Origin of the sequence: Bradyrhizobium lupini (assembly GCF_040939785.1) — a bacterium.
In the GTDB taxonomy this organism is placed as follows: domain Bacteria; phylum Pseudomonadota; class Alphaproteobacteria; order Rhizobiales; family Xanthobacteraceae; genus Bradyrhizobium; species Bradyrhizobium canariense_D.
Genome location: NZ_CP162553.1, coordinates 6,220,511 through 6,245,965 on the forward strand (window position 1 = coordinate 6,220,511; position 25,455 = coordinate 6,245,965).

Sequence of the window (25,455 nt, forward strand, 5' to 3'; positions counted from 1 at the left end):
CAGCTGGCCTTGAGACAGGTCAAGCCGGCCGCCCCATGCTGCCCTAGAACTGCCGGCTGAACGGGACCCGGTTGTCCCGATGAGGTGGAAGCGTGAACTCCGAACCGCTGTTGCTGGCGAGGCCCTCGGGCGAAGAGCTGAAATTGTGCCCGGAAGGGCCGTGGATTGCCGCGAACGTGTCGATGCTGGAGACGTTGTCCCGGTCGGTCGGGGCGGACGTCGATCGATCCAGAGCCGTGACGCTGGACTTGTCGGGCGTCAGTGCGCTCGACACGCTCGGCGCCTGGGTCCTGGAAAAGCTATCGCGCAGGGCCTCATCATCCGGTCAAGCGGCCGAGTTTATCGGTGTCGCCGACCATTTCAGTGGCCTGATGGAGGAGGTGCGTCAGGTCAACCGCCACACGCCGCTGCCGGTGCCCGCACCCAACCCGGTTCTGCTCAGACTGAACGATCTCGGCAAGTCCACGGTCGGCGCGCGCGAAGACATCACGATCTTTCTCCAAATGCTGGGCGCGTTGTTCATGGCCGTGATCGGCGTGCTGCGCCGGCCGCGCTCGCTGCGGCTGACATCGCTGATCTATCAGCTCTACCGCATCGGCTGGCAGGCCATCCCCATCGTCGTGCTGATCACCTTCCTGATCGGCGCCATCATCGCCCAGCAGGGATTCTTCCATTTCCGCAGGTTCGGCGCGGAGTCCTACACGGTCGACATGGTCGGCATCCTGGTGCTGCGCGAGCTCGGGGTGCTGATCGTCGCCATCATGGTCGCCGGCCGTTCGGGAAGCGCCTACACTGCCGAGCTCGGCTCGATGAAGATGCGCGAGGAGATCGATGCGCTCTCGACCATGGGCCTCGATCCTGTCCACGTCCTGATTCTGCCGCGGGTTGCGGCCCTGGTGATTGCGCTGCCGATCCTTGCCTTCATCGGATCGATTGCCGCACTCTATGGTGGCGGCCTGGTCGCGCAGTTCTACGGCGGTATGGCGCCGGCGATCTACATCGCGCGGCTGCACGAGGCGATCTCGGTCACCCATTTCGAGGTGGGCATCCTGAAGGCGCCGTTCATGGCGCTGGTGATCGGGGTAGTCGCCTGCAGCGAGGGCTTGCGCGTGAAGGGCAGCGCCGAATCGCTGGGACGACAGACCACGACGTCGGTGGTCAAGTCGATCTTCCTGGTGATCGTGCTCGACGGCCTGTTCGCGATCTTCTTCGCCTCGATCGGAATGTGATCATGGGCGAATCGCAAGAGCAGTTCGCGATCCGCGTCCGCGACCTCGTGGTCGGCTTCGGCCGACAGACCGTGCTCGATCATCTGTCGCTCGACGTGCGCCGGGGTGAGATCCTCGGGCTCGTGGGGGCGTCCGGTGGCGGCAAGTCGGTGCTGATGCGAACCATCATCGGCCTCATCCCGCGCCAAGGCGGGACCATCGAGGTTACGGGACGGCCAATCGGCGGCCGCACCGAAGGTGCGGCCACGACCTGGGGCATCCTGTTCCAGCATGGCGCGCTGTTCTCCTCGCTGACGGTCCGGCAGAACATCCAGTTTCCGCTCCGTGAAAATCTCGTCCTGTCGCAGGAGCTGATGGACGAGATCGCGATCGCCAAGCTCGAAATGGTCGGGCTGCGGCCCCAGGATGCCGATAAATATCCGGCGGAGCTATCCGGCGGCATGACCAAGCGCGTGGCGCTGGCGCGCGCGCTCGCGCTCGATCCGCCGATCCTGTTCCTGGACGAGCCGACCTCAGGCCTCGATCCGATCGCGGCGGGCGATTTCGATGCGCTGATCGGGACGCTGCAAAAGACCCTCGGCCTCACCGTGTTCATGGTCACCCATGATCTGGCGAGCCTGACCACGGTCTGCGACCGCGTCGCCGCTCTCGCTGACGGCAAGATCGTGGCGATCGGTCCGATGCGCGAGCTGCTGCAATCCGAGCATCCCTGGGTGCGCGCCTATTTCCACGGTAAGCGCTCGCAGATGCTGCAACACGAGATGAGATGAGACATGGAAACCCGCGCTCCCTGCGTGCTGATCGGCAGTTTTGTCCTGGCCGCGATCCTCGCGGTGTTCGGCTTCGTCTATTGGCTGAACAACACCGGCGGGATCGGGCCGCGCACCAGCTATCACGTGCAATTCCAGGGCCCGGTGCCCGGTCTTCTGGTCGGCGCCGGCGTGCTGTTCAACGGCATCCGCGTCGGCGAGGTCACCCAGCTCGGGCTTGCGCCGGACAATCCACGCTTTGTCAATGCGACGATCTCGGTTGCTTCAACCACGCCGGTGCGTGCCGACAGCAGGGTCGGGCTCGATTTTCCAGGGGCTGACCGGCGTGCCGGTGGTGACGCTGGAGGGAGGCGTCATCGTCACTAAATCCGGCGAGCCCCCGACCTTGATTGCCGAGGCCGGTGCGGGCCAGAGCATGACGCAGGCCGAGCGCGATGCGCTGCGGCGGGTCGACACCGTGCTGGAGGACAATTCGGGCCCGCTGAAGGACACCATCGCCAATCTCAGGACCTTCTCCGACGGGCTTGCGCGCAACACCGGCAAGATCGACGGCGTTTTGGCGGGCCTGGAGAAGATGACCGCCGGCGGAACGCCGGCGCAGAAGTCCCCTATGATCTGCGCACGCCGCGGAACCTCGGTCCGGGCGGCAAGACGCTCTCGGCGTCACTGGCCATCCCCGAGCCGACAGCGGTCGCCATGCTCCAGACCCAGCGCATGCTGTTCGCGCCGGGCGGCGATAATCCGGGCTTTGCGGACTTCCTCTGGGCCGACAGCATTCCCAAGCTGATACAGGCGCGTCTGATCGACAGTTTCGAGAACTACGACATCGCCCACGCGCCGTTGCGCACGGCCGATCTCGGGCAGGCGGACTATCAGCTGCTGATCGACATCAGGCGCTTCCGCATTGCCACCGAGGGGGAGACGCGGGTCGAGATCGGGCTGTCGGCGCGGATCGTCGACAAGCACGGCAAGGTGATCGCCTCGCGTCTCGTCGAGACCAGCGAAAAACTCGACAAGATTGTGCCGGCCATGGCGGTCGCAGCGTTCGATACGGCCTTCACGCGCATCGCGAAGGAGCTGATCGGCTGGACGGTGCAGGCGGTGTGACGCCGGCTATTCCAGGGTCTTGAGGTAGGACAGGAGATCGTGGATCTGGTCCGGACTGAGCTCGAAGGCCGGCATGTCGGCGTGGCCGGTGTTGATGCCCTCAGCCAGCGCCTCCCCAAGGCTCTCGATGGGATAGCGCTTGTGCAGGGCCCGCAGCGGCGGTGCGATCTTGAGCGGACTGTTCGACGCACGGTCGATCGCGTGGCAGCGCGCGCAATGGGCTCGCGCAAAGGCCTTGCCGCGTTGTTCGGCGGTCGGGGCAGCCAGGACAGGCGTCATCAGAAGCAACCCGATCAAGCCGTGACGCAGCATTCCTTGCAGCATGTAAAGTGACCCCGTTTAAGTCTGGGAGAAGAATAGGGCGGGGATTCCCTCCAAAATTGATCTGGGTCAACCGGCTTTGGCGCACTGCAGTAAAATGCAGCTGCGCGGCGGGATGGGCCTGATGGGCAGCCGGCGCTTGGAGCGGTCGATGAAGCCCGTAGTCACGATTGAGCCGAACTGGCAGCTCTGCAGCGATTGCGCCGTCCGCGCATCAGCGGTCTGTTCGTCTTTGGATGCGGCCGAGCTTCGGGAATTCGGGCATCTCGGTCGGCGCGTCCATTTTTCGTCAGGCCAGACTGTGTTCTCCGAGGAGGACATCACGACCTCGTTCTACAATCTCCTCGAGGGCGTCATGCGGCTGTACAAGCTGCTGCCCGACGGCCGCCGGCAGATCGTGGGCTTTGCCTTGCCCGGCGATTTCCTGCGGATGAATATTTCGGGCAGGCACAATTTTTCGGCCGATGCGATCGGCGCGGTGACCGTATGCCAGTTCGCGAAGTCACCCTTCGGCCGTTTCATCGAGGACCGGCCGCATCTCCTCAGGCGGATCAACGAGCTGGCGATTCGCGAGCTGAGCCAGGCCCGGGACCACATGGTCCTGCTCGGCCGCCGTTCGGCGGACGAAAAGGTTGCGGCCTTTCTGCTCGGCTGGCGCGAGCGGCTGGTCTCGCTGAAGCGGGCGTTGGACACGATTCCGCTTCCAATGAACCGCCAGGACATCGCCGACTACCTCGGCCTGACCATCGAGACCGTCAGCCGCACCTTGACCAAGCTGGAGCGCCCCGGCGTGATCGAGATCATTCATGGCGGGATCAGCCTGCTCGATCCGGCGAAGGTCGAGGCCTTGGCCGCAGCCTGATTCCGACGCAGCGCGGCTCGATTTTGATCGGGATCAATGCATTCGGCCGGGTGCCCCGAATAATGCTCAAAACGACAGGGGAGGGCATCATGCCGGCTGACGCGTTGCTGATGAGCACCATTGTCGTGGCAATCTTTGTCACCTTCGCCGGGGCTCTGGCCTGGGCAGACCGGCAAACCAGTGCAGGCCGGCCCGAGTCGGACGTCAAGCGTCGAAGCTTCTGAGATCACCGTCCCATCTTGCGGCGCCCGCGGGGCGGGCTATGCCGTGCGAGTTCGGGACGGTTGGCAGCGCCTCAACGCAAGGTGGCGTGCGGCACTTGCAACTCTGCATCGACTGGGACGCATTGGCTCATCCTTCGGCTGCCGGCTTTAGGCCTGACCGCGGCATTTTCGCCGCGTTCGCCTCAGATAGGGCGCATGCTTTCCGGTTGAAAAACTGGGCTACACTGACTACGCAGGGACCCCAGTGCCTCGCAGTCTTAGGAGCCCAGTGGCGTGCCTCAGGACAAGACCGGCGACGACCCCCCGACAAGCGGCGGGGAATAAATTATCGGTCCTGCGCAAGCACCCGATCTTTGCGGATCTGGAGCCGGAGGCGCTGGATCAGCTCTGCCGTTACGCCAAGCACACGACGGTGAAGCGCGGCGCGACGATCGCCGCCAAGGGCGATCCCGGCAACAATCTTTTCGCGGTGATCACAGGGACGGTGAAGATTTCCTCGTCGTCGCCCGACGGCCGTAACGCCATTCTCAATCTGATCGGTCCCGGAGAGATCTTCGGCGAGATCGCGGTGCTCGACGGCGCCCCCAGGTCGGCCGATGCGACCGCCAACACCAATTGCGAGCTCTACATCATCGATCGCCGGGACTTCCTGCCGTTCGTGAAGAGCCAGCCGGCGCTCGCAATGAAATTCATCGAGCTGCTCTGCGCGCGCCTGCGCTGGACCAGTCAGCAGGTCGAGCAGGTGATCCTGCAAAATCTGCCGGGCCGGCTTGCGAGCGCGCTGCTCGGCCTCACCGAAGAGCGCAAGTTCGACTCCGGCAGCGGCACGCTCGCCATCACGCAGCAGGAGATCAGCGAGATGGTGGGGATGACGCGCGAGAGCATCAACAAGCAATTGCGCGCCTGGGCGGGCCGCAACTGGGTTCGCCTCGAGCACGGCGCCATCGTCGTGCTCGACATTAATGCCTTGCGCGAACTCGCCGAGAGCGGGCTCGACAGCTAGCTGTCGATGATCGCGACGGCGCGGGTCCAGCCCGCGGAGGCCCGCTCGATCTTCACCGGAAAGCACGAGAGGGTGAACCCGGTCGAAGGCAGCTGGTCGAGATTGTGCAGCTTCTCGAGGTGGCAATAGCCGATGTGCCGCCCCGCCTTGTGGCCCTCCCAGATCAGGCCGGCATCTTTCGTTTCGGCATATTTCTTCGCGGTGTGGACGAACGGTGCGTCCCAGCTCCAGCCGTCGGTGCCGGTCAGCCGCACGCCGCGTTCGAGCAGATACATGGTGGCCTCGTAGCCCATGCCGCAGCCTGAGCTGACATAATCGGCTTGGCCGAACCTGGCGCCGGCGCCGGTGTTGACGACGACGATCTCCAGCGGCGACAGCGCATGCCCGATCCGCCTCAACTCCTTCTCGACGTCGTCGGCGCTCGCCACGTAGCCGTCGGGCAGATGCCGGAAGTCGAGCTTCACGCCGGGCTGAAAACACCATTCCAGCGGGACCTCGTCGATCGTCCATGACCGCTCGCCGCGATTCATGGTCGGATGGAAGTGCCAGGGCGCATCGAGATGCGTGCCGTTATGGGTCGACAGCGAGACCTGCTCGACGGCCCAGCCCTGGCCGTCCGGCAGATCCTGTGCCGTGAGGCCGTCGAAGAACTGCAGCATCCGCGGCAGGCCCTGCTGGTGATCGATGTACTGGATCGTCGGGTGATTGCCCGGCGGATCCGCCGTCACGTCGTTTCTGAGCGGCACGGAGATGTCGATCAGCTTCCGCGGCATAGGCATTCCTCGGGATGTCCGTTTTGCTTCGCAGCATCTTGAGAGGACCGCACCGGCGGCGTCAAGCAACGCGCATGAACGCTTGCCGCGCCAGACGACAGATGATTTCGGAAAAACTGGACGAGGAGCCGGCTGTCTGCCCAAAGCCGGTCTGATCCATCGATGCAACTCTAGCATTGATCGATGCCGGATTTGGCTTGGACAGAGAATGCCGCGCGCCCTAGGGACGACGATGGCGCTTGACTTCACACCGGAAGTGGAGCGACCCAAGGCGGCCCGCAGCATCTGCCCAACGATATAATCACCTCAGGAGGAAGCCCAGATGAAGATACTCACCGGCGTCATCGCAGCCGCTCTGCTGGCGGTCTCAGCCCCCTTGGCGACCGCACGCGATTTCCGTTCCGCCGACATCCATCCCGCCGATTATCCAACCGTCGAGGCCGTCAAGTTCATGGGCAAGCAGCTCGCCGCGGCGAGCGGCGGCAAGCTCGGCGTGAAGGTGTTCCCCAACGGTGCGCTGGGCTCCGAGAAGGACACCATCGAGCAGCTCAAGATCGGCGCCCTCGACATGATGCGGATCAACGCATCGCCCTTGAACAACTTCGTGCCGGAAACCATCGCGTTGTGCCTGCCCTTCATCTTCCGGGACACGCAGCACATGCGTACCGTCCTTGACGGGCCGATCGGCGACGAGATCCTGGCGGCCATGGCGCCCGCAGGCCTGATCGGCCTTGCCTATTACGACAGCGGCGCCCGGTCCATTTACACCGTCAAGGCACCGATCAAGTCGCTCGCGGACGTCAAGGGTCTGAAAATCCGCGTCCAGCAATCCGACCTGTGGGTCGGCATGATCCAGAGCCTCGGGGCCAATCCGACCCCGATGCCCTATGGCGAGGTCTATACCGCTCTCAAGACCGGTCTGGTGGACGCTGCCGAGAACAACTGGCCCTCTTACGAGTCCTCGCGCCACTTCGAGGCCGCCAAGTTCTACAACGTCACCGAGCACTCCCTGGCGCCCGAAGTTCTCGTGATGTCCAAGACGGTCTGGGACACGCTGAGCAAGGAGGACCAGGCGATGGTCCGCAAGGCGGCCAAGGAATCGGTGCCCGTCATGCGCAAGCTCTGGGACGAACGCGAGCAGGCCTCCCGCAAAACGGTCGAAGCGGCCGGCGTTCAGGTCGTGACGATCGCCAACAAGGCGGAGTTCGTCGATGCGATGAAGCCGGTGTACGACAAGTTCGCGGGTGACGAGAAGCTGAAGAGCCTCGTCAAGCGTATCCAGGACACGAAGTAAGGCCATAGCGTCGGTCCGGCGTTGCCGACTGGCGACGCCTGACCGACGCATTGGACGCGCGCAAGGAGACTTGCAAGGAGACTTGGATGACAGACCCTCACGTCGCAGACCACGAACTGGACGTAGCCGGACGCCCGTCCACCGGCTTGCTGTCCCGGATCAATGCTCCCGTCGCTCGGCTAGGGATGTACCTGTCGGTGACCGGGCTGCTCGTCATCGTCACCATCGTCTTCTACCAGGTGTTCGGACGTTACGTGCTCAATTCCAGCCCGACCTGGACGGAGAACCTTGCGCTGGTTCTTATCCTGTATGTCACGTTGATCGGCGCCGCCGTCGGCGTGCGCGATGCCGGGCATATCGGCATGGACAGTTTGCTGGTGATGCTGCCGGATCGCGCGCGGGAGAAGATCGAGCTTGTCATCCACGTCCTGGTCGCCGGCTTCGGCGTCGCGATGGCCTATAACGGCTGGATCCTCGGAGCGTCGGTCGGAACCGTGAAGATCCCCAATCTCGGGCTGCCCGAAGTCATCCGCTACGTGCCGCTGATCGCCTCCGGCGTCCTGATCGTCTCCTTTTCAATCGAGCACATCATCGCTCTCCTGCGCGGCGAAGAGGTCGTCCCCTCATGGAACTGATCATCCTCGGCGCCACTTTCTTCGGCTTCCTGGTCCTCGGCGTCCCCGTCGCCTTCGCGATCGGCCTCTCGGCGATTTGCACCATCCTCTACGAAGGCCTGCCGGTCGCCGTCATCTTCCAGCAGATGATGTCCGGGATGAACATCTTCTCCTTCCTCGCCATCCCGTTCTTCGTCTTCAGCGGTGAGCTGATGCTGCATGGCGGCGTCGCCGACAAGATCGTGCAGCTTGCCAAGAATCTCGTCGGACACATCCGCGGCGGGCTCGGCATGTCGAACGTGGTCGCCTGCACGCTGTTCGGCGGCGTGTCCGGCTCGCCCGTGGCCGACGTGTCGGCGATGGGGGCCGTGATGATCCCCATGATGAAGAAGGAAGGTTTCGACACCGACTACGCCGTCAACGTCACCACCCATGCCTCGCTGGTCGGAGCGCTGATGCCGACCAGCCACAACATGATCATCTATGCGCTCGCCGCCGGCGGCAAGGTTTCGATCGGCGCGCTGATCGCCGCCGGGCTCCTGCCGGCCCTGGTGCTGATGGTGTGCATGCTGGTCGCCGCTTACGCGGTCGCGGTGAAGCGAGGCTATCCGGCCGGCAAGTTCCCGGGCTGGCCCGCGGTTTTTCGCTCGTTCGCTGCCGCTCTGCCCGGGCTTCTGATCGTCGGCATCATCCTGGCGGGCATCCTGTCCGGTGTGTTCACGGCCACCGAATCCGCGGCCGTCGCGGTCACCTATACGATCCTGCTGACGTTCTTCATCTACCGCACCATGACCTTGCCGAACTTCCTGCGCGCTGCGGCCAAGGCGGTGAAGACGACGGGCGTGGTGCTGCTGCTGATCGGCGTCTCCACCATGTTCCAGTATCTGATGGGGCTTTACGAGGTTGCCGACTTCGCCGGCGAGATGATGAGCAAGGTCTCGACCCAGCCCTGGGTCATCTTCCTGCTCATCAACGTCATCCTGTTCGTGCTCGGCACGTTCATGGACATGGCGGCGACCATCCTGATCTGCACGCCCATCTTCCTGCCGATCGCGATGAAGGCGGGCATGGACCCGGTGCAGTTCGGCATGCTGATGCTGATCAACTGCGCGCTCGGGCTGAACACCCCGCCGGTCGGGACGACGCAGTTCGTGGGCTGCGCCATCGGCGGCATCTCGGTGGGTGCGGTGATGCGCACCATCCTGCCATTCTACGCCGCCCTGATCGCAGCTCTGATGTTCGTGACCTACGTTCCCGCCTTCTCGCTGTGGCTGCCCCGCCTGCTGATGGGCTACAAGGGATAGCAGCAACGCAGGGAGAATCTTCCGTGACCGACTATCGCAAGCTCTTCGATCTCACCGGCAAGACGGCCGTGGTGCTCGGCGCGGCCTCGGGCATCGGCAAGTCGTCGGCCGAGGCGCTGGCCGGGCTCGGCGCCCGTGTCGTCTGCGCCGATCGTGCGCTTGACGCCGCCGAAGCAACCGCCGCCGGCCTTCGTGAGAAGGGCGGCTGGGCCGAGGCGGCTGCGTGTGACGCCGCGAGCGCTGCGGACGTCAATGCGCTGGCCAAGACCGTGATGCAGAAATTTTCGCGGCTCGACATCGCGGTGACGACGCCCGGGCTCAACATCCGTAAGACCATCCTCGACTACACCGAGGAGGATCTCGACCGCGTCCTCAACCTCAATATCAAGGGCACGGTCTGGTTCTTCCAGGCTTTCGGCCGCATCATGGTCGAGCAGAAGGGCGGCAGCATCATTGCCTGCTCCTCGGTGCGGGCGGTGACCATCGAGCCCGGCCTCGGCGTCTACGGCTCGACCAAGGCCGCCATCGGCCTGCTGGTGAAGGGCTTTGCCTCCGAGGTCGGACGTTCCGGCGTGCGGGTCAACGCGATCGCGCCGAGCATCGCCGAGACCGCGCTGACCGGCCCGTTCAAGCAGCGTCCCGACATCTACAATCTCTACGCCGGTCACACCGTGTTCAACCGCTGGAGCAGCGCCGACGAGGTCGCGACCGCCGTGGCCTATCTCGCCTCGGACGCCGCGAGCTATGTCAGCGGCAGCACGCTATTCGTCGATGGCGGCTGGACGGCCGTCGACGGGCCGCCGACCGGCCTCACCCAGTTGCACACGTAGGGCGCTTACCTACCCGGTGAAGCCGGCGCGCTGGCGCAGGTCCTTGCGGTCTGCGCCGGTCAGCAACGCGATCAGCGCGGCCGCCTCTTGCGGATGTGCGGCCCGCGTGGTCACGCCGGCCGTGTACATCGTCACGAGCTCGCAGCCCGGCGGCAGCGCTCCTGACAGTGCGATGCCGTCGGTCGCGATAATCTCGGTAGCCTGGGTGCAGCCGATCGGATGCGCGGCGGTGGATGCCGCAAGCTCCCGCATCGCGGTCGCGCCGTTCGGAAAGATTTTCAGGCGCGAGGCGACCTCGTTGGCGATGCCCAGCTGATCCAGCACTTTTGCAACGTGTTGTCCGGCGGTCGAGGCTTTCGTATCAGGGACGTAGATCGCGTCGGCGCTGCGCAGCACCTCGCGCAGGTCAGTTTCGGTCTTCACCGTCACCATGGGATCGCGGCTGCGGACCGCCAGCGCGGTTTCGACCCGCCCGACATTTGTGATCGAGGAGGGGATGACGAGCTTCTCTTCGGCAAGCTTTGCAAGCAGCGCCTGCGTCAGGATCACCAGATCGGCCGCCGTTCCCGTGCGCAGCTTGTCGGCCATGATGCCGACCGCGCCGAACTCGCCGTCGATGCCGAAGCCGGTCTGCGTCTTGAAGGGATCGCTGAGGCCGCGCACCAGGCCTTGCGCCGCGCCTCCGCTCGAAATGCTCACTGTCGTCACGATGCCAGCTCCATGGCTGCAATGATCTTGTCGCGGGTGATCGGCAGGTCGCGCACGCGCACGCCGAGGCAATCGTAAACGGCATTCGCGATCGCCGCCGTCACCGGGCCGTGGGCAGCCTCGCCGGCGCCGACCGGTTCGATCTCGGGCCGCTGCACGATCTCGACATCCACCATTGGCACCTCGCTGAAGGTGAGGATCGGATAGTCGGTCCACGACGTCGATGTGATGCGCATGCGGTCGAAGCGGACGCGTTCCTTCAGCACCCAGCTCGTCGCCTGGATCGCGCCGCCCTCGATCTGGTTGATGACGCCGTCGGGATTGATGGCCTCGCCGACATCGACCGCAAGCGTCAGCCGCTTGACGCGGATGTCATCAGTGCCTTCGATCTCCGCAATCGCGGCGCAATAGGCCCCGGTGTTCTTGTAGCGGGCGAAGCCCACGCCATGACCGATGCCGGCCTGCTTCTGCGGTTTCCACTGCGCGCGTCGTGCCGCGGCCCGGATGACGTCCTTTGCGCGTTCGTCGCGCAGATGACGCAGGCGGAACGCGATCGGGTCTTCGCCGCGCAGGGCGGCGACCTCGTCGAGCAGGGACTCGATCGCGAACACATTGCCTTGTCCGCCGAGTGTCCGCAATGCCGAGGTCCGCACCGGCATGGTCAGCAGCCGGTGGCTCGTGACCGTCCAGGCCTTGAGGTCGTAGAGCGGAACGGAGTTGCGGTCGCCGCCGCCGCCATTGGCCGCGGGCGGATTGGTCGAGACCATGCGCGGGTAGGGGTTCGTAATCTCGGTTGCGGCAAGCAGCGCGGGCTGGGCCGCGCGCCCCGGCCGCGCCGCGTGGCCGTTGCTCCAGATCGCATGGCGCCAACTGACGATCTCGTTGTCCGCATCGAGGTCGGCCTCGATCTCGATCGCCATCGCCGCGCCGAACGGTGCGTGGGCCATCTCGTCGTGGCGCGACCACTGCACCCGCACCGGACGGCCGCCGGCCGCTTTCGCCAGGAGCACGGCATCGAGCGCGACGTCATCGGCGGCATTGTGTCCGTAGCAGCCGGCGCCCTCCATGTGCTCGACGACGATGTTTTTTGCCGGCAGCTTAAGCACGATCGCGAGGTCGGCGCGCAGCAGATAGACGCCTTGGCTGTGCGTCCAGACATGGACACGATCGCCGTTCCATCGGGCCATCGCACAGGACGGTGCGATCGAAGCATGCGCGATGTAGGGACGGATGAATTGCCGGCGGAGAGTGCGAGCAGCTTTCTTTATCGTTGCCGCAGTGGTCCTGGTGTCGATGACATCAGTCTCGACCGGCTGGCTCTTCAGAAATCCGGCCAGATCATTTTCATCCGGCAGCGGCTCGCCGGCCGACCATGTCGCCCCCTTGCGCAAGGCTTTCAGCGCGGCTTCCGCCGCTACCTCGCTGTCGGCAACCACGCCGGAAAAGCCGCCGTCGCGGACGATCGCGACGAGGCCGGGAACGGCTCGCGTCGCCGTCTCGTCGAGCGCGATCAGCCTGGCGCCCGAGATGTCCGGCCGCAGCACGCGTCCGTGCAGCAAGTTCGGCAGCGGACAGTCGTGAATAAAACGGTTCCGTGCGAATACTTTGTCGGGAATGTCGACGCGCTGGACCGAATGTCCGGCCACAGTGCGCTTGGCGACAATCTTCGCTGTCGCGCCGACGTTGGCGTCGTAGTCGAGCGAAACGTCGCAGGCCAACTCCCAATAGCTGGTCCTGACATTGCCGGGGCCCGAGATCGTGCCGTCATCGATCTCGAGCAGCGACGCATCGACGCCGAGACGTTCGGATGCCGCGGTGAGGAAGCGCTGGCGGACCTCGGCACAGGCGTGGCGCAGCGCGCGGCCGGACTGCTGGACCGAAAGGCTGCCCGAGGTGACACCCTCGTTCGGACTTGCCGCCGTGGAGGCGCGGATCATCTCGATGCGGCCAATATCGACGTCGAGTTCGTCGGCTGCGATCTGTGCCAGGGCCGTGACGATGCCCTGGCCGATCTCGACTTTTCCGGGCGAGATCGCCACACGGCCCTCGCCGACGAGCTTCACCCAGGATGACAGCTTGGGATTGGCCGCAAGGCTGACCGGCAGTGTCGGGGCAGGGGACGGCGCACTCATGATGTCGCCATCTCCGCGGCCGCCCGCAGCACGGCGCGGACCATGCGGTTGTGCGATCCGCAGCGGCACAGATTGCGATCAAGCGCGGTTCTCACCTCCGCCTCCGTCGGCGACGGATTGCGCTTCAGCACCGCCGCCGCGCTGATCAGGATTCCCGAGACGCAATAGCCGCATTGCATCGCCTGCTCGGAGATAAAGGCGCGTTGCAGCGGATGCGGTTGGTCCGCGGTGCCGAGGCCTTCCACCGTGACGACCTCCTTGTTGGCGACCGACCACATCGGCATGTCGCAGGAGGCCATCGCGCGATCACCGACCATGACATGGCAAGCGCCGCACTCGCCGGCCCCGCAGCCGAAATGCGGACTTGTGACGCCGAGCCGGCCGCGCAGCACATCGAGCAGCGTCTGATCCGGATCGGTCTCGACCGCCGTCGCCGTGCCGTTAAGCTGGAATTGAATGGTCGGCATTGTCGCGCTACGGCCTCAGGACTTGTCGAACTTCTTGACGACATCGGCCCATTTCTCGATGTCGCCGCGCAGGAACTTGTCGAATTCTTCCGGCGTCATCGACATGGGCACCGCGCCCTGCGCAGTCCAGAGTTTGACGATGTCGGGACGCTTCACCATTGCGTTCACGGCTGCATTGAGCTTGTCGATCACGGGTTTCGGCGTGCCGGCCGGAGCCATCAGGCCGAGCCAGATCGTGGCTTCATAGCCTGCGACACCCGCCTCGATCGCCGTCGGCACGTTCGGCAGCACCGCTGAGCGCTGCTTGCCGGTGGTCGCGAGCGCGCGGACCTGGTTCTCGCCGATGTTCGGCGCCATCGCCGGCACGGCATCGATCATCATCTGCACCTGCCCGCCGATCACACCGCTGCGTGCCTCGCCACTGTTGCGATAGGGCACGTGGACGAGGTCGATGCCGGCCATGGCTTTGAACAGCTCGCCGGCCATGTGATAGGGCGTGCCCTGGCCGGAGGAGGCGTAGTTCAATTTGCCCGGCTGCGACTTGGCGAGCGCAACGAACTCCTGCAGCGTCTTCGCTGCGACTTGCGGGTTCACCACGATGACGAGATCGGAAGAGTTCACCGGCGCGATCGGCGCGAGGTCGCGCATCAGCTCGTATTTGCGCTTGTCCGGCGTCAGCAGGGATTCGTTCGCGGTCTGGGTGTTGGACATCATCAGCAGCGTGTAGCCGTCGGCGGGCGACTTCGCCGCTTCGACTGTGCCGATGACGCCGCCCGCGCCGGTGCGGTTCTCGATCACGAAGGGCTGGCCAAAACTCTCCTGGAGCGCATTGCCGATCTGCCGGGCCGCGACATCGGCCGGCCCGCCGGCGCCGAAGGGCACGACGATCCGGACCGAATGGTTGGGATAGTCTTGCGCCAGGGACGGGGCTGCGGAGAATGCGCTGAGCAGGCCGGCGGCCAGCGCCAGCATGAATTGTCGGGCCGTCACACCCACCTCCCTGATGTCGTTCTTGTTGTTGGGCACTGTAGCGGCAGGGGAGGCGGACTGTCGACGCCTCACAAGGCGATGCCGCCTGGAATATCGGGCGGTTTTCGGTGTGGCGGCGCCGCTCTTCGCGGTCACGGCAGGAACCGGCGGCGCACGCGGTCTGAGCAAATCGCATGGGCATTGCCGGATAAATACCCTCGGCTGACAGGTCTTTTGGTGTTACCAAATTGGACATGAACCAGCACGCCAAGATCGAAATCCGCCATTCGACCTGTCCGCATGATTGCCCGTCGGCCTGTGCCCTCGATGTCGAGGTGGTCGAGGGACGCAGCATCGGTCGTGTCCGCGGTTCGAAAAAGCAGACCTATACGGCCGGCGTGGTCTGCGCCAAGGTCGCCCGTTATGCCGAGCGCATCCATCATCCTGAAAGGCTGATGTATCCGCTGCGCCGAACGGGTGCGAAGGGCTCCGGCCAATTTGCGCGGATCAGCTGGGACGAGGCGCTGGACGAGATTGCGGATCGCTTCAACCAGGCCGAGCGCGAATTCGGCGCGGAATCGGTCTGGCCCTATTATTACGCCGGCACGATGGGGCTGGTGATGCGCGACGGCCTCAACCGCCTCACGCATGTGAAGAAATATTCGCGGTTCTATCAGACCATCTGCGCCAATGTCGGCCGCATCGGGTTCGCGATCGGCACCGGCAAGATCGCCGGCGTCGATCCGCGCGAGATGGCGCTGTCCGATCTGGTGGTGATCTGGGGCACCAACCCCGTCAACACCCAGGTCAACGTGATGACGCACGCCGCCCGTGCGCGGAAGGAGCGTGGCGCCAAGATCGCAGCCGTCGACATCTACGACAACGAGACCATGAAGCAGGCGGATATCAAGATCATCCTGCGGCCCGGCACCGACGGCGCGTTCGCCTGCGGCGTGATGCATGTCCTGTTCCGCGACGGCTATGCCGATCGCGCCTATATGGACAAGTACACCGATTGTCCTGGCGAGCTCGAGGCGCATCTGAAGACGCGCACGCCCGAATGGGCCTCCGCGATCTCAGGCGTGCCGGTGGCGGAGATCGAGGCTTTTGCCAAACTGGTCGGCGAGACCAAGCGGACCTTTTTCCGGCTCGGCTACGGCTTCACCCGCTCCCGCAACGGCGCGGCGCAGATGCATGCCGCGAACTGCATTCCGGCGGTAACAGGCGCCTGGCAATATGAAGGCGGCGGCGCCTTCTTCAACAATTACGCGCTGTGGCACTTCAACGAATCTATCATCGAAGGCCATGACGCCATCGACCCAACTGTCCGCGCGCTCGACCAGTCGCAGATCGGCCGCATCCTCACCGGCGATTCCAAGGCCCTGCACGGCAGGGGCCCGGTCAAGGCGCTGCTGATCCAGAACACAAACCCGATGACGGTGGCGCCGGAGCAGGCGCTGGTGCGACAGGGTTTTGCGCGCGAGGATTTGTTCGTCGCGGTGCACGAGCAGTTCATGACCGAGACGGCCGAGATGGCCGACATCGTGCTGCCGGCGACGATGTTCATGGAACATGACGATCTCTATTACGGCGGCGGGCACCAGCACATCTCGGTCGGGCCGAAGCTGATCGAACCGCCCGGCGAATGCCGATCCAATCACGAGGTGTTGCAGGCGCTGGCGCCGCGGCTTGGCGCCAGGCATCCGGGGTTCGAGCTGACGCCGCGTGAATTGATCGACGCGACGCTGAAGCTGAGCGACCACGGCGACATTGCCGGTCTCGAAGCCGACCTCTGGCGCGACCTGCAGCCGGACTTCCGCACGTCGCATTATCTCGATGGCTTCGCCCATGCCGACAGGAAATTCCATTTCAAGGCCGATTGGGCGCATCCGCCGTTCGGCCAGAAGATGGGTGATTTCGACAAGATGCCGTCGCTGCCGGACCATTGGGCGGTGATCGAGCATTCCGATCAGGCACATCCGTTCCGGCTTGCCACCAGCCCGTCGCGCAGCTTCCTCAACACCACCTTCAACGAGACGCCGTCCTCCCAGGCGCGTGAGGGCAAGGCGAGCGTGATGATCCATCCCCTGGATGCCGCCGCGCTCGACATCGCCCATGGCGACGCCGTGACGCTCGGCAACACCCGCGGCGAGACCACGCTGATCGCCACACTGTTCGAAGGCGTGCGGCGGGGTGTGCTGATCGCGGAGTCCGTTCATCCCAACAAGAACCATATCGGTGAGCGCGGCATCAATATGCTGACGGGCGCGGACACAATCGCGCCGATCGGCGGCGCCGCTTTCCACGACAACAAGGTCTGGATCAGGAAAGCGGTCGCGGCCTGAGCCTGCGCTTCGATCGCCTTTCAAGTTTGTGTCGAGGCGCTAAAGCGGCGCCGCGCCGCAGTTTGCCCTTGCACCTTCGGCCCGAGCTGCCGCAAATGGCCGCTAAACGGGAGCCCGAGGAAGCGAGCGTGCCATGACCGACACCACAGCCGTGATCACCGAGAAGCGCGGGCAGGCGCTCTGGATCACCATCAACCGGCCCGAGAAACGCAACGCGCTGAATGGCGAGGTCATTGCCGGCATCGCGCGTGGCTATCGCGACGCGCATGACGACAAGGATGTCCGGGTCATCGTGCTGACCGGCGCGGGCGACAAGGCGTTCTGTGCCGGTGCGGACCTGCAGAACTCGGGCGCGGCTTTCGCGATGGATCATTCGAAGCCGAATGTCGACTATGCCGATCTGTTGCGCTTGTCGCAGAACGCGACCAAGCCCGCGATTGCGCGCGTTGGCGGGGTCTGCATGGCCGGCGGCATGGGCCTGCTCTGCATGACCGACATGGCCGTCGCCGCCGATCACGTCATCTTCGGCCTGCCGGAGGTGAAGGTCGGCGTATTCCCGATGCAGGTGTTGAGCCTGTTGCAGGAGATCGCACCGCGGCGCCTCGTCAACGAATGGGCGCTGACCGGCGAACCGTTCGACGCGGACGCGGCACTCGACGCAGGCCTTCTCAACTACGTCGTGCCTGCGGCCGAGCTCGACGCCAAGGTCGACTGGCTGATCGGCCGTATCGTCGACAAATCCCCGAGCGCCATCCGACGTGGCAAATACGCCATGCGGGCCATCGCGTCGATGTCGTTCGACGAGAGCATCGCCTACACCGAAAGCCAGATCTCACTACTGGCGATGACCGAGGACGCCAAGGAGGGCCTGAAGGCATTCGCCGAGAAGCGCAAGCCGGTCTGGACGGGGAGATGAGGGGCGCTCCGGTCATCAGCTTTCGTTAAGCTGACTGAGATCGTGCATGGCGAACGACCTAGTTATGGTGCTGATGCAGGGAACGCAGACGGAAGACTGCCTGCCCTCAATTCCACCATCATCGACCCGCTGACCGCAATGCCCTGACCGCTTCGCGCGGGTTGCGTTTTGGAAGCGCTTCCGAAGCGTGCATCGCCACTCGCTCCTCTGTTTGCGCTATTCTTGGTCTCGCAGTCGTTCGGCCGCTCACGGGACATCTAGTCAGGCAATCAATGAGCGTGCGCTCGATCGCCTATAGGTCATTTCTTGGATCAAAGCTCCTCCCATTCGGGCTGTCCTCCCTCTCTAGTTTGACGGCAAAAGCGAAAACTTTTCGCATTTGGATTTTCTTCCCGGACCGTGCCGAGTTGCCATCATACGGAAAAGATTGACGTTTTTCCGTTTTGGTGTATCCTGACCGAGGATACTTCAAACGAGAGAGCGTTGGAGCGCGCACGACCATGATGGGCGGCGATCAGTTCGACTATGGCCAAATTCCTCCCCAGATGCGGGACAGGCTGCCGGAGCTCGAGGTCGTCATCCAGGAGGGGGTGGAGCGGGAGGCCTGCAGCGGACTTGTGATCGGCGTCGCGCTGGTAGAGGCCAAGGAAGGTCTGGGGCACGGCATTTTCTTGCGGTGGTGTCGCGTGGTTTTGGGGTTCAAGCCGCGGAAGGCGCAACTCTATATGAACGCAGCGCATCTGTTCCAGCGCCACGGCGAGGTCGTGTGCCGGCTGCCGCTGACCGCCGCTCAGGCGCTGGGTGCTGCGTCGGTGAGCGAGGAAACGGTGCACGAGGTGATCGCGCGGGTGCGGCGCGGCGAGCGGGTGACAGTCGAGTTCGTGAAGCAGACGATCCGGCGCGCCAAGGAGGGCTCCGCTAAAATGGAGACGGACTCGGCTGAATCGGTTCAGATCGCGGCGATGATCACGGAGGCGTTGGACGCCCACCAATGCCGGCTGCTGCACGTTTTTCTTGAGGAGCGGCCGTCCGCGCGCCATTTCGTGGCGGATCTTGCCGATCGCGCGGCCGCGAAGATTCGCAGGAGCCGCTCTGCGCGGGCGACGCCCTCGATCCTCAGCCTGCCGGCGCCCTAATCGAGCATTCCACGTCGTGAAGGGCGGGCCACGCGCAAGCCCAACGGAAGGTATTTTGTTCATCATCTAAGGGCAATGGCACCGCGATGATCCTTGACGAGTTGTTGACGCCGATAGTTGCTGCGCTGGCCGCGACCGAGTTGGGCGTTCCGAAAACGCAAATGGTCATCGACCAACACATCGGCTCGTTCGAGGCGATTTTGGAGCATGGCTTGACCTACAAGCAGATTGCCGAGGGTCTGAACGTCCGGGGGGCGCGAGGTCGCACGGGCGCGGAGTTCACCGGGCAATCGCTCTACAACTTCATCAAGCGTGCTAAGGGGAAGAAGGATCGGCCGCCCGGAGCGGCAACGAGGGGGCCGTCCGTTCGACCAACCGATGTTGGCGGACCATCGCCGGCGAGCACAGCGAAGAACCAGCCGACGTCGCCCGAACTTGAAAGGTTTAAGCACCGTATCGACCAGGCCCGGATCCACGACGCAATAGACGATCTCTTCCGTCGTGGAAAACGGTAGCGCGCATGCTTATCGAGGAGGATCGTGCCGAGGTTAAGAGCCTCGTCCTCCGGGTCCGCCGTCCTTCGGCGGATGTCGCGGTCCATCTCGAAGCCCTCGACCGGGCCGCGTCGTTGTTTCAGTGCCGGAGCGCGCGGCGCGAGGCCTCGGCTCGTATCGGGGAAGTCATCTCGCAGCTGTCCGTGCTCGTAGATGCGGCGCATCACGCGGCTCACACCGGCGTCGCCTGCATTCCGTCCGAGATATTGCCTGAGACTTTCGACGCGCTGATCGGGCGTTATCCATTCTCGAATTGCGACATGGCGCCTGTCACCGCTGAAGTGCTGAAGAATGCCGTCAGTTGCGCAGTTTCTTCCCGGACGGTCGTCGTAGCTGCGCCCGTCGAGCCCCATGTTGTGAATGCGGCGCTGCGCCAGGTCCCGGGCCAACCGCATTTGGTGGCCGTCAGGTCGACACCCTTCCCATTTGACGCGGCGACGACGTATTTTTTCGAAGGTTTGGCCACGCCGGCTGCGGGCGATCTGAGAAGGCGGCTCGGAGATTTCATCGCTGGGATGACAGATGTCGCGCCCAGCTTCCTTGAACATGTGCGCGATCGCGTGTGCCTCGCCACACGAGATCCGCAGCGGCAAAACCGCGGACGGCGAACGCTCTATGATTGGGCCGAGCCGTCGCCCGGAGCCCGTCTGGTTTGGGACGTGCTCGAGGCCGTTCTGGATCCCATGACGGAGCGACCGCAAGGCCCGGTTCAGGACGTCATCATTCGGATCGTCGATATCCTGGCGGGGTCGATTGGCGTAGACAACATCCGTTCCGACGTCGTTTCCGCGATGTTGACGATCTGGGTCGCGAGCTGTCAGCACCATATCGTGGCAACGCGTCTGTCGGAACTCCTGGACGGCGCGTCGGGGCGAGCGGAAACGCTGCGCCATCGGCGTCGACGCGGCTTCTGGATCGCCTGCCATGGCGCCGTCCGTGACTCGGCCGCCGAACTCTGGCGCCGGGCATGCATGGGCGACTATCATCATGTCGCGCTGCTTGGCGGCTCTTCCAAGCCGTTCGATGCCACGTCAGCCTCGCCGGCCGGCGGCGTCAGCAGCACGCCGAAAGCCCGCGCGACGGGAATGCCGGTGCCGACTCTCGATCTTGCCGCCGCAGCTAGCGCCGGGACGACTTTTCGATTCCTCCGCACCCTTGCAAAAGCCTGCGCGCCCGCGCTCCGCCCGTAAGCCGAGCCAGGCGTCCTCAGACGATTGATATCAATTTCCGACGGATGACGACAATCTACGACAGTTTCCACATAGGGTTCGTGGGGGCCTTGTTCGTCAAGCCATGCCTTATTCAGCTGCTCGCCGACAGAGGAGAAGCAGCTGATGCCGGCTCGGTACTTCATTGTCATCTTGTCCGCCATCGGCGGCCAGGAAAGAGCCTGTTTACCGAACTCGTGGCGCTGATCTTGCGCTCGCGCGGATGCAAGATTGAGGTCTTCTCGGCGGACGTCGCCGAGCGGTTGGCTGACAAGCTGGCAGCGTCACCAAGATCGACACCGATCTGCTCGACGCATCCGACGATCCGCTTGCTTTGTTGCGGGCATTTTCACCCCTGTCTAACGCCCTCGATCAGGCGGTGACAAGCGGTAGCAGCATCGTGCTCGACACGGCGGCCACATGGGACGTGACGGTCTTGCGCTTCCTGCGCGACATGGACGTCGATAAGTTGGTCGCCGACGGGGGCGGCCAGATGATCGTGGCGCTTGTGACCACCTCGAATCGTGACGCCATGCGCGCATTGGCGACGAACACGAGCTTAGTGCGCACCGCGCTACCGCTCGCCCGGCCGCTGTGGGTGCTCAATGAACGGGTCGGCGTCGTGTTCCCGCCGAATTTCGATCGGGGCATCATCGACCTGGAGCCGGAGCACTTCGACGAGATGCGTGCGGGCGTGACGGAGATCGCGCTGCCGCGGCTCGATGACCGTCTGTGGCAGCCGGTGGACCGTGCAGGATTGAACCTCGTCGATTTCGTGAACGCCGATCCGGCGAAACTCGCCCCCTTGTGGCTCGATGCCTCCGGCCGGCCGCTCGATCGGCTGTCGGCGGCGGCGGTCCAGCGGCGCATCGCGAGCTGGATCGCAAAGATGATCGAGGAGGCCTCGCGCGGGCTCAGGTTTCCCGATGCCAATTAAGCTTGGGCCGACCTTCGCACGAGCCGAACAGCGCGGAGCCGCGGCTTCTTGCACGCTGGTCCGGCGCCTCGCTCGATCGACCAGCCTGATTTCCTTGCTGCTAGATCCGCCACGGGAGTTTCAGATGCTGACGCGGGCTGAACGCGAGCAAGTCCTCAAACTCCGGGTCCGTATCCGTCGAAGCCGGATCGGCCCGTGCGAGCACCGGCTGCGGCTCATCGGCCGCTGGATGGACGCCTTCTGGAGCAAAATCACGTGGGTGTAAATAGCTCCAAGCAGGGCCGGAAAAAGCCATTGGCGAAGCATCCAGAGATTGGCTGTAATACGCCGATCACGACCAACGCTCCTTTTTCCGTGCGGTTGCCGCAGGCACTCAAGGACCAGGCCACCGAGCGAGCGGCATCGATGAACATCGACCTCAGCCAATTCATCAAGGATGCGATGGAGGCCTACTTGTCGGGAACCCGTCCGCGCAGGAGGCGGGCCAAACACGACGGAATAAGACAAAAGCTCGCGGAAATCCACGCAACGATCATTCGCTGTGCGAACGAAATCAAGCAGAGCCGCGCTCAGGGCGCCGATGCCCAACACCTCGTGCAGACGACAATCTTGTTGCGAGATGCAGTATCCGCCTTGCTGCTGATCGCCCGCTCGATCGGGCCGCGCTGATGATCGCGCGCGCCTTTTCATATCGGGGGTCGCTAACGGACGCCCGCCGCCTCGATGCACACCTCTGGAAGGACAAGGATCAGCGTCCAGAACTCCTCGAGATGCGCAATCTCTGCGTTCGTTGGACCATCGACGGGATGCAAGTCATGGCGGCCCTGACGGCTGCGTCCCGCGCCGAGATTGCGCTCTGGCATCTCTATATTTCGCCCCGGCGTACGCTGACGGCGGACGAAGTGGCGAAGGTCGTCGATCTCGTCCTCACAGAACTCAAGGCACATGACCACCCGTTGATGGTGTTCGCCCACAACGACAAGCCGCGTGCTGGAGGAGGTGCAAATCATCTGCACCTGGTGTTGGGCCACGTTTCCCCTCAAACTTTTCGCGCGCTGGACATGCGCCATCATGCACCGAGACTCCACAAAGTCATGGCGCTCGCGGCCTACCTGATCGAGGGCGAGGCCGTCCCGAGCCGTTGGCAAAAGTCGGTCATCGAGGCGCTTCGCGCCGATGGCAACGGTCACGTTGCCGACTGGCTTATCGACGAACTCGGGGTCGTGCCGGTCATCGATGCGCCGCGCATGACCGATTCCATGCGCCGAGCGGCTCAGGCTGTTGACTTCCCGCTGCCCAGGTTTCAGTCGGAGCTGAAACGCCTGTGGAAGAGTTCAGCGACGGAAGCCGAATTCGCCTCGTTCCTGGGCCGCAACAACGTGGCGGTCAAACCGGGGAATGCGCCGAGAGTGATCGCGTTTCACCATCCGCAGTTGTTCGTTGGTGCCTTGCATCGCATTCTCAGGCAGGAGGTCTCGGTTGCTTATCACGAGGCGCAGCGCCGGATCCCCCGGTTACTTCACGCCGATGAAGGCAACCCACTCGATGCTGCCTCGTCAGATGCTTCGGCCGAGGTCCTGAAGCCGTCCGATGCTGATCGGCGCGCCCGCCTCGATTTGCAGAAGAGGATCGATGCGATAGAGCGGCCGTTGGCTCGTCTGAAGACGGAACGTCTATCGCTGATCTACCAACCGGGCCGTACAGGCTCGGGCGAGCCGATTTCCCCGGACGAAATCGCCATCCGCATTCACCGTCTTGCCCGAGCCGAGTCCATTTTGGAAAAAGCGATTTCGCTGCTGTGCCAGGATGCTGGATGGATGGTCAGACCGGAGCTCGATTTGATGCAAGCCGCGGCGAAGATCGTCACCTCGGCGGCCGAGGACATTCCGCCAAACATTGAGATCGCGCAGCGCGGGGAGGTGGAAGATGTGCGAGTTTCCGGCTGGAGTCCTTAGTGACGGAAGTTCATGCGGTTGCGAGCCTTTGAAAGCGTCCTCAAGAGACAGGGCTGATCCCGCGGGGGACTTTGGATGACAACGCCTGAGACCTTACCCGCTGTGGCACAGGGGGATCGGCGCTATCGTTCAATGGCGGCTTGCGTTGACCTCGCGCTGGCGCAACACGATCTCGAGGAGGCGGCGGAGCCGTCGCACTGATCCGCCGCGCCAATGGTGCGCGATGGCGGAAGTTTCGCTCGGGCTCAGGCCCTCGATCCAGCGCCGGTCCATACCCTGGTCGCGCAGGATATCGGTGATCACCGCGGGGATGAGAGCCAGAAGGTCGGCCTCCGTCGGCTTGGGAAAGTCTATCTTGCGGAAGCGATCGAGCAAAGGAGAGGGCAGGTTGTCGATGAAATTCGCCGTAGCAACGTAGCAAACGTGTCGCAGGTCAACGGGGGTCTGCAGTGCGGGGTCCGGATATTGCCGCGCCGAGTCGATTTCGAGGAACCCAAGAAGGCAATCAAACAGGCGGCCATGGTCTCGCCCCGTCGCGGCTTTGTCGAGCTCATCGAGCAGGATCATTACGTTGGCATGCCGAGCGCGCGCGATCGCCAGAAGCGGATGGCACGGCTGCGCGGTCGCCCATCTGCGGTCGGTTCCGGAGAACGCCGCGCCATCGGCTCCACTTGAATCAGTCCGCCACATGCCGACGCCAAGCAGCTGCTGCAGCCGTTGCGCGAAACGCGTCTTCCCGCTCCCGGGCGGCCCCACCATCAGCAGCGGGCGGAAGGCGACCGTGGGGCGACCGACGAGGTCGGATAGCACAAAATCGACGACATTGGCCGCGTAGCTGAATTCCGCCATCAACTGGCGGCGCACTTCCGCAAGCGCCGGTGTCTTGATCAGCGGCAAGGGTACATCGATCAGGCCTTTCAAGGGCGTGACGATCTCTTTCAATTTATAGCCCGTCATGGTGACCGGATCCGTTCGCACCACGATGACATGCCCCTCGGGAACGTCCAGCAGCGGCCTCTCACTACTGGCGTCGCTGCGCATGGCCTCCCGCTCGTCGGCTTTACGCAGACGCTCCCGCGAGCGGGCGAATGCTGTCTCCTCGGCTTCCTCGATCCTGCGCCCCGCCATGCTGGCGCCGAGCATCGCAGCTGCCCGGATTGCGGGCGTCTGAAAGGCACCTATAACTTCGTGCGCGCAGACTGGCAGTGCCGCCCAGCCATAAACGAGGGCCTCGATCTCGGCGGCGAGCTCGAGGGGGATGGACGGCGGAAGTTTGTGAAAGGCGGCAACAAGCGCGCTTGCGACACGGCGGTGCTCTTCGTCGAGCCCCCTGTCGCGAGGTAGCGCCAGCGAGATCAGCCGCACGCCATCGGCAAGGCTCCGGCACTCCGGCTTGTCTTCGCGGACCGCCCGGTGGTCGAGCTCGACGGCAAGCGCGCATCCGCTTGCGGCGTCGGGCGTGTCGATCCATGTCTCCGTCAGGGCGATGCCCGGGCAGACCGTCTCGATTTCGGCGGCGAGGCGCTGGTAGACCGAATGGTCGGCGCGCGAGGCCAGAACAGCGTAGCGCAGCACGCGTGGCAAGCTGGCAGTGGCCTGCTCGCCGGATGCGGAATCCTCGGCCGCGCCCTCGATGACCTCCTCATCGAGGTCGCTCGGAGGCAGGTCATCCAGATCATCGATCATGAGATTGCTCGGCTCGCGTCGACGCCGAAACACGGCGCCAGCCGGTCCTACTGTGAAAAATCGCGGATCGCTCTTGCCATTGCGGAGGAGGGCAAGGCCCCGCCTACGCAA

24 protein-coding genes and 2 pseudogenes are annotated in these 25,455 nt (G+C 64.1%); 19 read left to right on the forward strand and 7 right to left on the reverse strand.

Annotated features, from left to right (window positions below; translation table 11 throughout):
* Window positions 1-92 precede the first annotated feature (92 nt).
* The 3 genes and pseudogenes from AB3L03_RS29640 (at window position 93) to AB3L03_RS29650 (ending at window position 3,106) form a co-directional block, all read left to right on the forward strand.
* Window positions 93-1,229 (forward strand): ABC transporter permease, encoded by a 1,137-nt coding sequence (locus AB3L03_RS29640; RefSeq protein WP_368507514.1) that lies wholly within the window; start codon window positions 93-95, stop codon window positions 1,227-1,229.
* A 2-nt stretch (window positions 1,230-1,231) separates the two neighbouring features.
* A complete protein-coding gene (locus tag AB3L03_RS29645; RefSeq protein WP_368507515.1) occupies window positions 1,232-1,999 on the forward strand; it encodes an ABC transporter ATP-binding protein in 768 nt (255 codons plus the stop codon).
* 3 nt (window positions 2,000-2,002) lie between these two features.
* Window positions 2,003-3,106 (forward strand): annotated as a pseudogene (locus AB3L03_RS29650) (MlaD family protein).
* Between the two features lie 6 nt (window positions 3,107-3,112).
* On the opposite strand, the gene AB3L03_RS29655 reads toward AB3L03_RS29650, so the two are convergent.
* Complete coding sequence (locus tag AB3L03_RS29655; protein ID WP_247454416.1) at window positions 3,113-3,430, reverse strand: cytochrome c; 318 nt, start codon at window positions 3,428-3,430, stop codon at window positions 3,113-3,115.
* A gap of 148 nt (window positions 3,431-3,578) precedes the next feature.
* Between AB3L03_RS29655 and AB3L03_RS29660 the strand changes: the two genes are divergently transcribed.
* From AB3L03_RS29660 to AB3L03_RS29670, 3 genes and pseudogenes are all read left to right on the forward strand, one after another.
* Window positions 3,579-4,289, forward strand: a complete 711-nt coding sequence (locus AB3L03_RS29660) for a helix-turn-helix domain-containing protein (RefSeq protein ID WP_368507516.1) — start codon at window positions 3,579-3,581, stop codon at window positions 4,287-4,289.
* Between the two features lie 89 nt (window positions 4,290-4,378).
* The gene (locus tag AB3L03_RS29665; RefSeq protein WP_368507517.1) at window positions 4,379-4,513 is read left to right on the forward strand and encodes a hypothetical protein; all 135 of its coding nucleotides are present in this window, start codon (window positions 4,379-4,381) and stop codon (window positions 4,511-4,513) included.
* A gap of 273 nt (window positions 4,514-4,786) precedes the next feature.
* Window positions 4,787-5,516: pseudogene (locus tag AB3L03_RS29670) on the forward strand (Crp/Fnr family transcriptional regulator).
* Here AB3L03_RS29670 and AB3L03_RS29675 read toward each other — a convergent pair.
* Window positions 5,513-6,289, reverse strand: a complete 777-nt coding sequence (locus tag AB3L03_RS29675) for a cyclase family protein (RefSeq protein ID WP_368507518.1) — start codon at window positions 6,287-6,289, stop codon at window positions 5,513-5,515. The pseudogene AB3L03_RS29670 and the gene AB3L03_RS29675 sit on opposite strands and share 4 nt — an antisense overlap.
* A gap of 322 nt (window positions 6,290-6,611) precedes the next feature.
* Between AB3L03_RS29675 and AB3L03_RS29680 the strand changes: the two genes are divergently transcribed.
* The 4 genes from AB3L03_RS29680 to AB3L03_RS29695 all read left to right on the forward strand — a co-directional run bounded on the left by AB3L03_RS29680 (window position 6,612) and on the right by AB3L03_RS29695 (window position 10,331).
* Window positions 6,612-7,583, forward strand: coding sequence for a TRAP transporter substrate-binding protein (locus AB3L03_RS29680; protein WP_085349491.1), 972 nt, complete (start codon window positions 6,612-6,614; stop codon window positions 7,581-7,583).
* Between the two features lie 86 nt (window positions 7,584-7,669).
* Window positions 7,670-8,218 carry a TRAP transporter small permease gene (locus AB3L03_RS29685; RefSeq protein WP_026232817.1) on the forward strand — a complete coding sequence of 183 codons (549 nt, stop codon included), beginning with the start codon at window positions 7,670-7,672 and terminating at the stop codon, window positions 8,216-8,218.
* Window positions 8,209-9,501 (forward strand): TRAP transporter large permease, encoded by a 1,293-nt coding sequence (locus AB3L03_RS29690; RefSeq protein ID WP_018454806.1) that lies wholly within the window; start codon window positions 8,209-8,211, stop codon window positions 9,499-9,501. Before AB3L03_RS29685 ends, AB3L03_RS29690 begins: the two co-directional genes overlap by 10 nt.
* 23 nt (window positions 9,502-9,524) lie before the next feature.
* Entirely contained in the window at window positions 9,525-10,331 is an 807-nt protein-coding gene (locus tag AB3L03_RS29695; protein ID WP_368507519.1) for an SDR family NAD(P)-dependent oxidoreductase, read from the forward strand.
* Window positions 10,332-10,340: 9 nt separating this feature from the next.
* Here the strand turns inward: AB3L03_RS29695 and AB3L03_RS29700 are convergent, their stop codons facing one another.
* Genes AB3L03_RS29700 through AB3L03_RS29715 form a run of 4 tightly spaced genes read right to left on the reverse strand, consistent with a single transcriptional unit; the run spans window position 10,341 to window position 14,610 of the window.
* Window positions 10,341-11,039: a molybdate ABC transporter substrate-binding protein gene (locus AB3L03_RS29700; RefSeq protein ID WP_368507520.1), complete on the reverse strand. Its 699-nt coding sequence runs from the start codon at window positions 11,037-11,039 to the stop codon at window positions 10,341-10,343.
* Entirely contained in the window at window positions 11,036-13,171 is a 2,136-nt protein-coding gene (locus AB3L03_RS29705) for a molybdopterin cofactor-binding domain-containing protein (protein WP_368507521.1), read from the reverse strand. Before AB3L03_RS29705 ends, AB3L03_RS29700 begins: the two co-directional genes overlap by 4 nt.
* Window positions 13,168-13,638: a (2Fe-2S)-binding protein gene (locus tag AB3L03_RS29710; RefSeq protein ID WP_368507522.1), complete on the reverse strand. Its 471-nt coding sequence runs from the start codon at window positions 13,636-13,638 to the stop codon at window positions 13,168-13,170. The genes AB3L03_RS29705 and AB3L03_RS29710 overlap by 4 nt, the downstream gene beginning before the upstream one ends.
* Window positions 13,639-13,653: 15 nt before the next feature.
* Window positions 13,654-14,610: a tripartite tricarboxylate transporter substrate binding protein gene (locus tag AB3L03_RS29715; protein ID WP_247412210.1), complete on the reverse strand. Its 957-nt coding sequence runs from the start codon at window positions 14,608-14,610 to the stop codon at window positions 13,654-13,656.
* A 251-nt stretch (window positions 14,611-14,861) separates the two neighbouring features.
* Between AB3L03_RS29715 and AB3L03_RS29720 the strand changes: the two genes are divergently transcribed.
* The 9 genes from AB3L03_RS29720 to AB3L03_RS29760 all read left to right on the forward strand — a co-directional run bounded on the left by AB3L03_RS29720 (window position 14,862) and on the right by AB3L03_RS29760 (window position 23,658).
* Entirely contained in the window at window positions 14,862-16,952 is a 2,091-nt protein-coding gene (locus AB3L03_RS29720; protein ID WP_368507523.1) for a molybdopterin-dependent oxidoreductase, read from the forward strand.
* A 133-nt stretch (window positions 16,953-17,085) separates the two neighbouring features.
* Window positions 17,086-17,868, forward strand: a complete 783-nt coding sequence (locus tag AB3L03_RS29725; protein ID WP_368507524.1) for an enoyl-CoA hydratase/isomerase family protein — start codon at window positions 17,086-17,088, stop codon at window positions 17,866-17,868.
* A gap of 500 nt (window positions 17,869-18,368) precedes the next feature.
* A complete protein-coding gene (locus AB3L03_RS29730; RefSeq protein WP_368507525.1) occupies window positions 18,369-19,004 on the forward strand; it encodes a hypothetical protein in 636 nt (211 codons plus the stop codon).
* 86 nt (window positions 19,005-19,090) lie between these two features.
* Window positions 19,091-19,519: a hypothetical protein gene (locus AB3L03_RS29735; protein ID WP_247411813.1), complete on the forward strand. Its 429-nt coding sequence runs from the start codon at window positions 19,091-19,093 to the stop codon at window positions 19,517-19,519.
* Between the two features lie 299 nt (window positions 19,520-19,818).
* Window positions 19,819-20,748 carry a hypothetical protein gene (locus AB3L03_RS29740; RefSeq protein ID WP_247411815.1) on the forward strand — a complete coding sequence of 310 codons (930 nt, stop codon included), beginning with the start codon at window positions 19,819-19,821 and terminating at the stop codon, window positions 20,746-20,748.
* A gap of 44 nt (window positions 20,749-20,792) precedes the next feature.
* Entirely contained in the window at window positions 20,793-21,149 is a 357-nt protein-coding gene (locus tag AB3L03_RS29745; protein WP_368507526.1) for a hypothetical protein, read from the forward strand.
* Between the two features lie 17 nt (window positions 21,150-21,166).
* A complete protein-coding gene (locus AB3L03_RS29750; protein ID WP_368507527.1) occupies window positions 21,167-21,703 on the forward strand; it encodes a hypothetical protein in 537 nt (178 codons plus the stop codon).
* A gap of 294 nt (window positions 21,704-21,997) precedes the next feature.
* Entirely contained in the window at window positions 21,998-22,372 is a 375-nt protein-coding gene (locus AB3L03_RS29755; RefSeq protein WP_247411832.1) for a hypothetical protein, read from the forward strand.
* The gene (locus AB3L03_RS29760; RefSeq protein WP_368507528.1) at window positions 22,372-23,658 is read left to right on the forward strand and encodes a hypothetical protein; all 1,287 of its coding nucleotides are present in this window, start codon (window positions 22,372-22,374) and stop codon (window positions 23,656-23,658) included. Before AB3L03_RS29755 ends, AB3L03_RS29760 begins: the two co-directional genes overlap by 1 nt.
* A 129-nt stretch (window positions 23,659-23,787) precedes the next feature.
* Here the strand turns inward: AB3L03_RS29760 and AB3L03_RS29765 are convergent, their stop codons facing one another.
* Window positions 23,788-25,344, reverse strand: coding sequence for an AAA family ATPase (locus AB3L03_RS29765; RefSeq protein ID WP_368507529.1), 1,557 nt, complete (start codon window positions 25,342-25,344; stop codon window positions 23,788-23,790).
* Window positions 25,345-25,455: the final 111 nt, after the last annotated feature.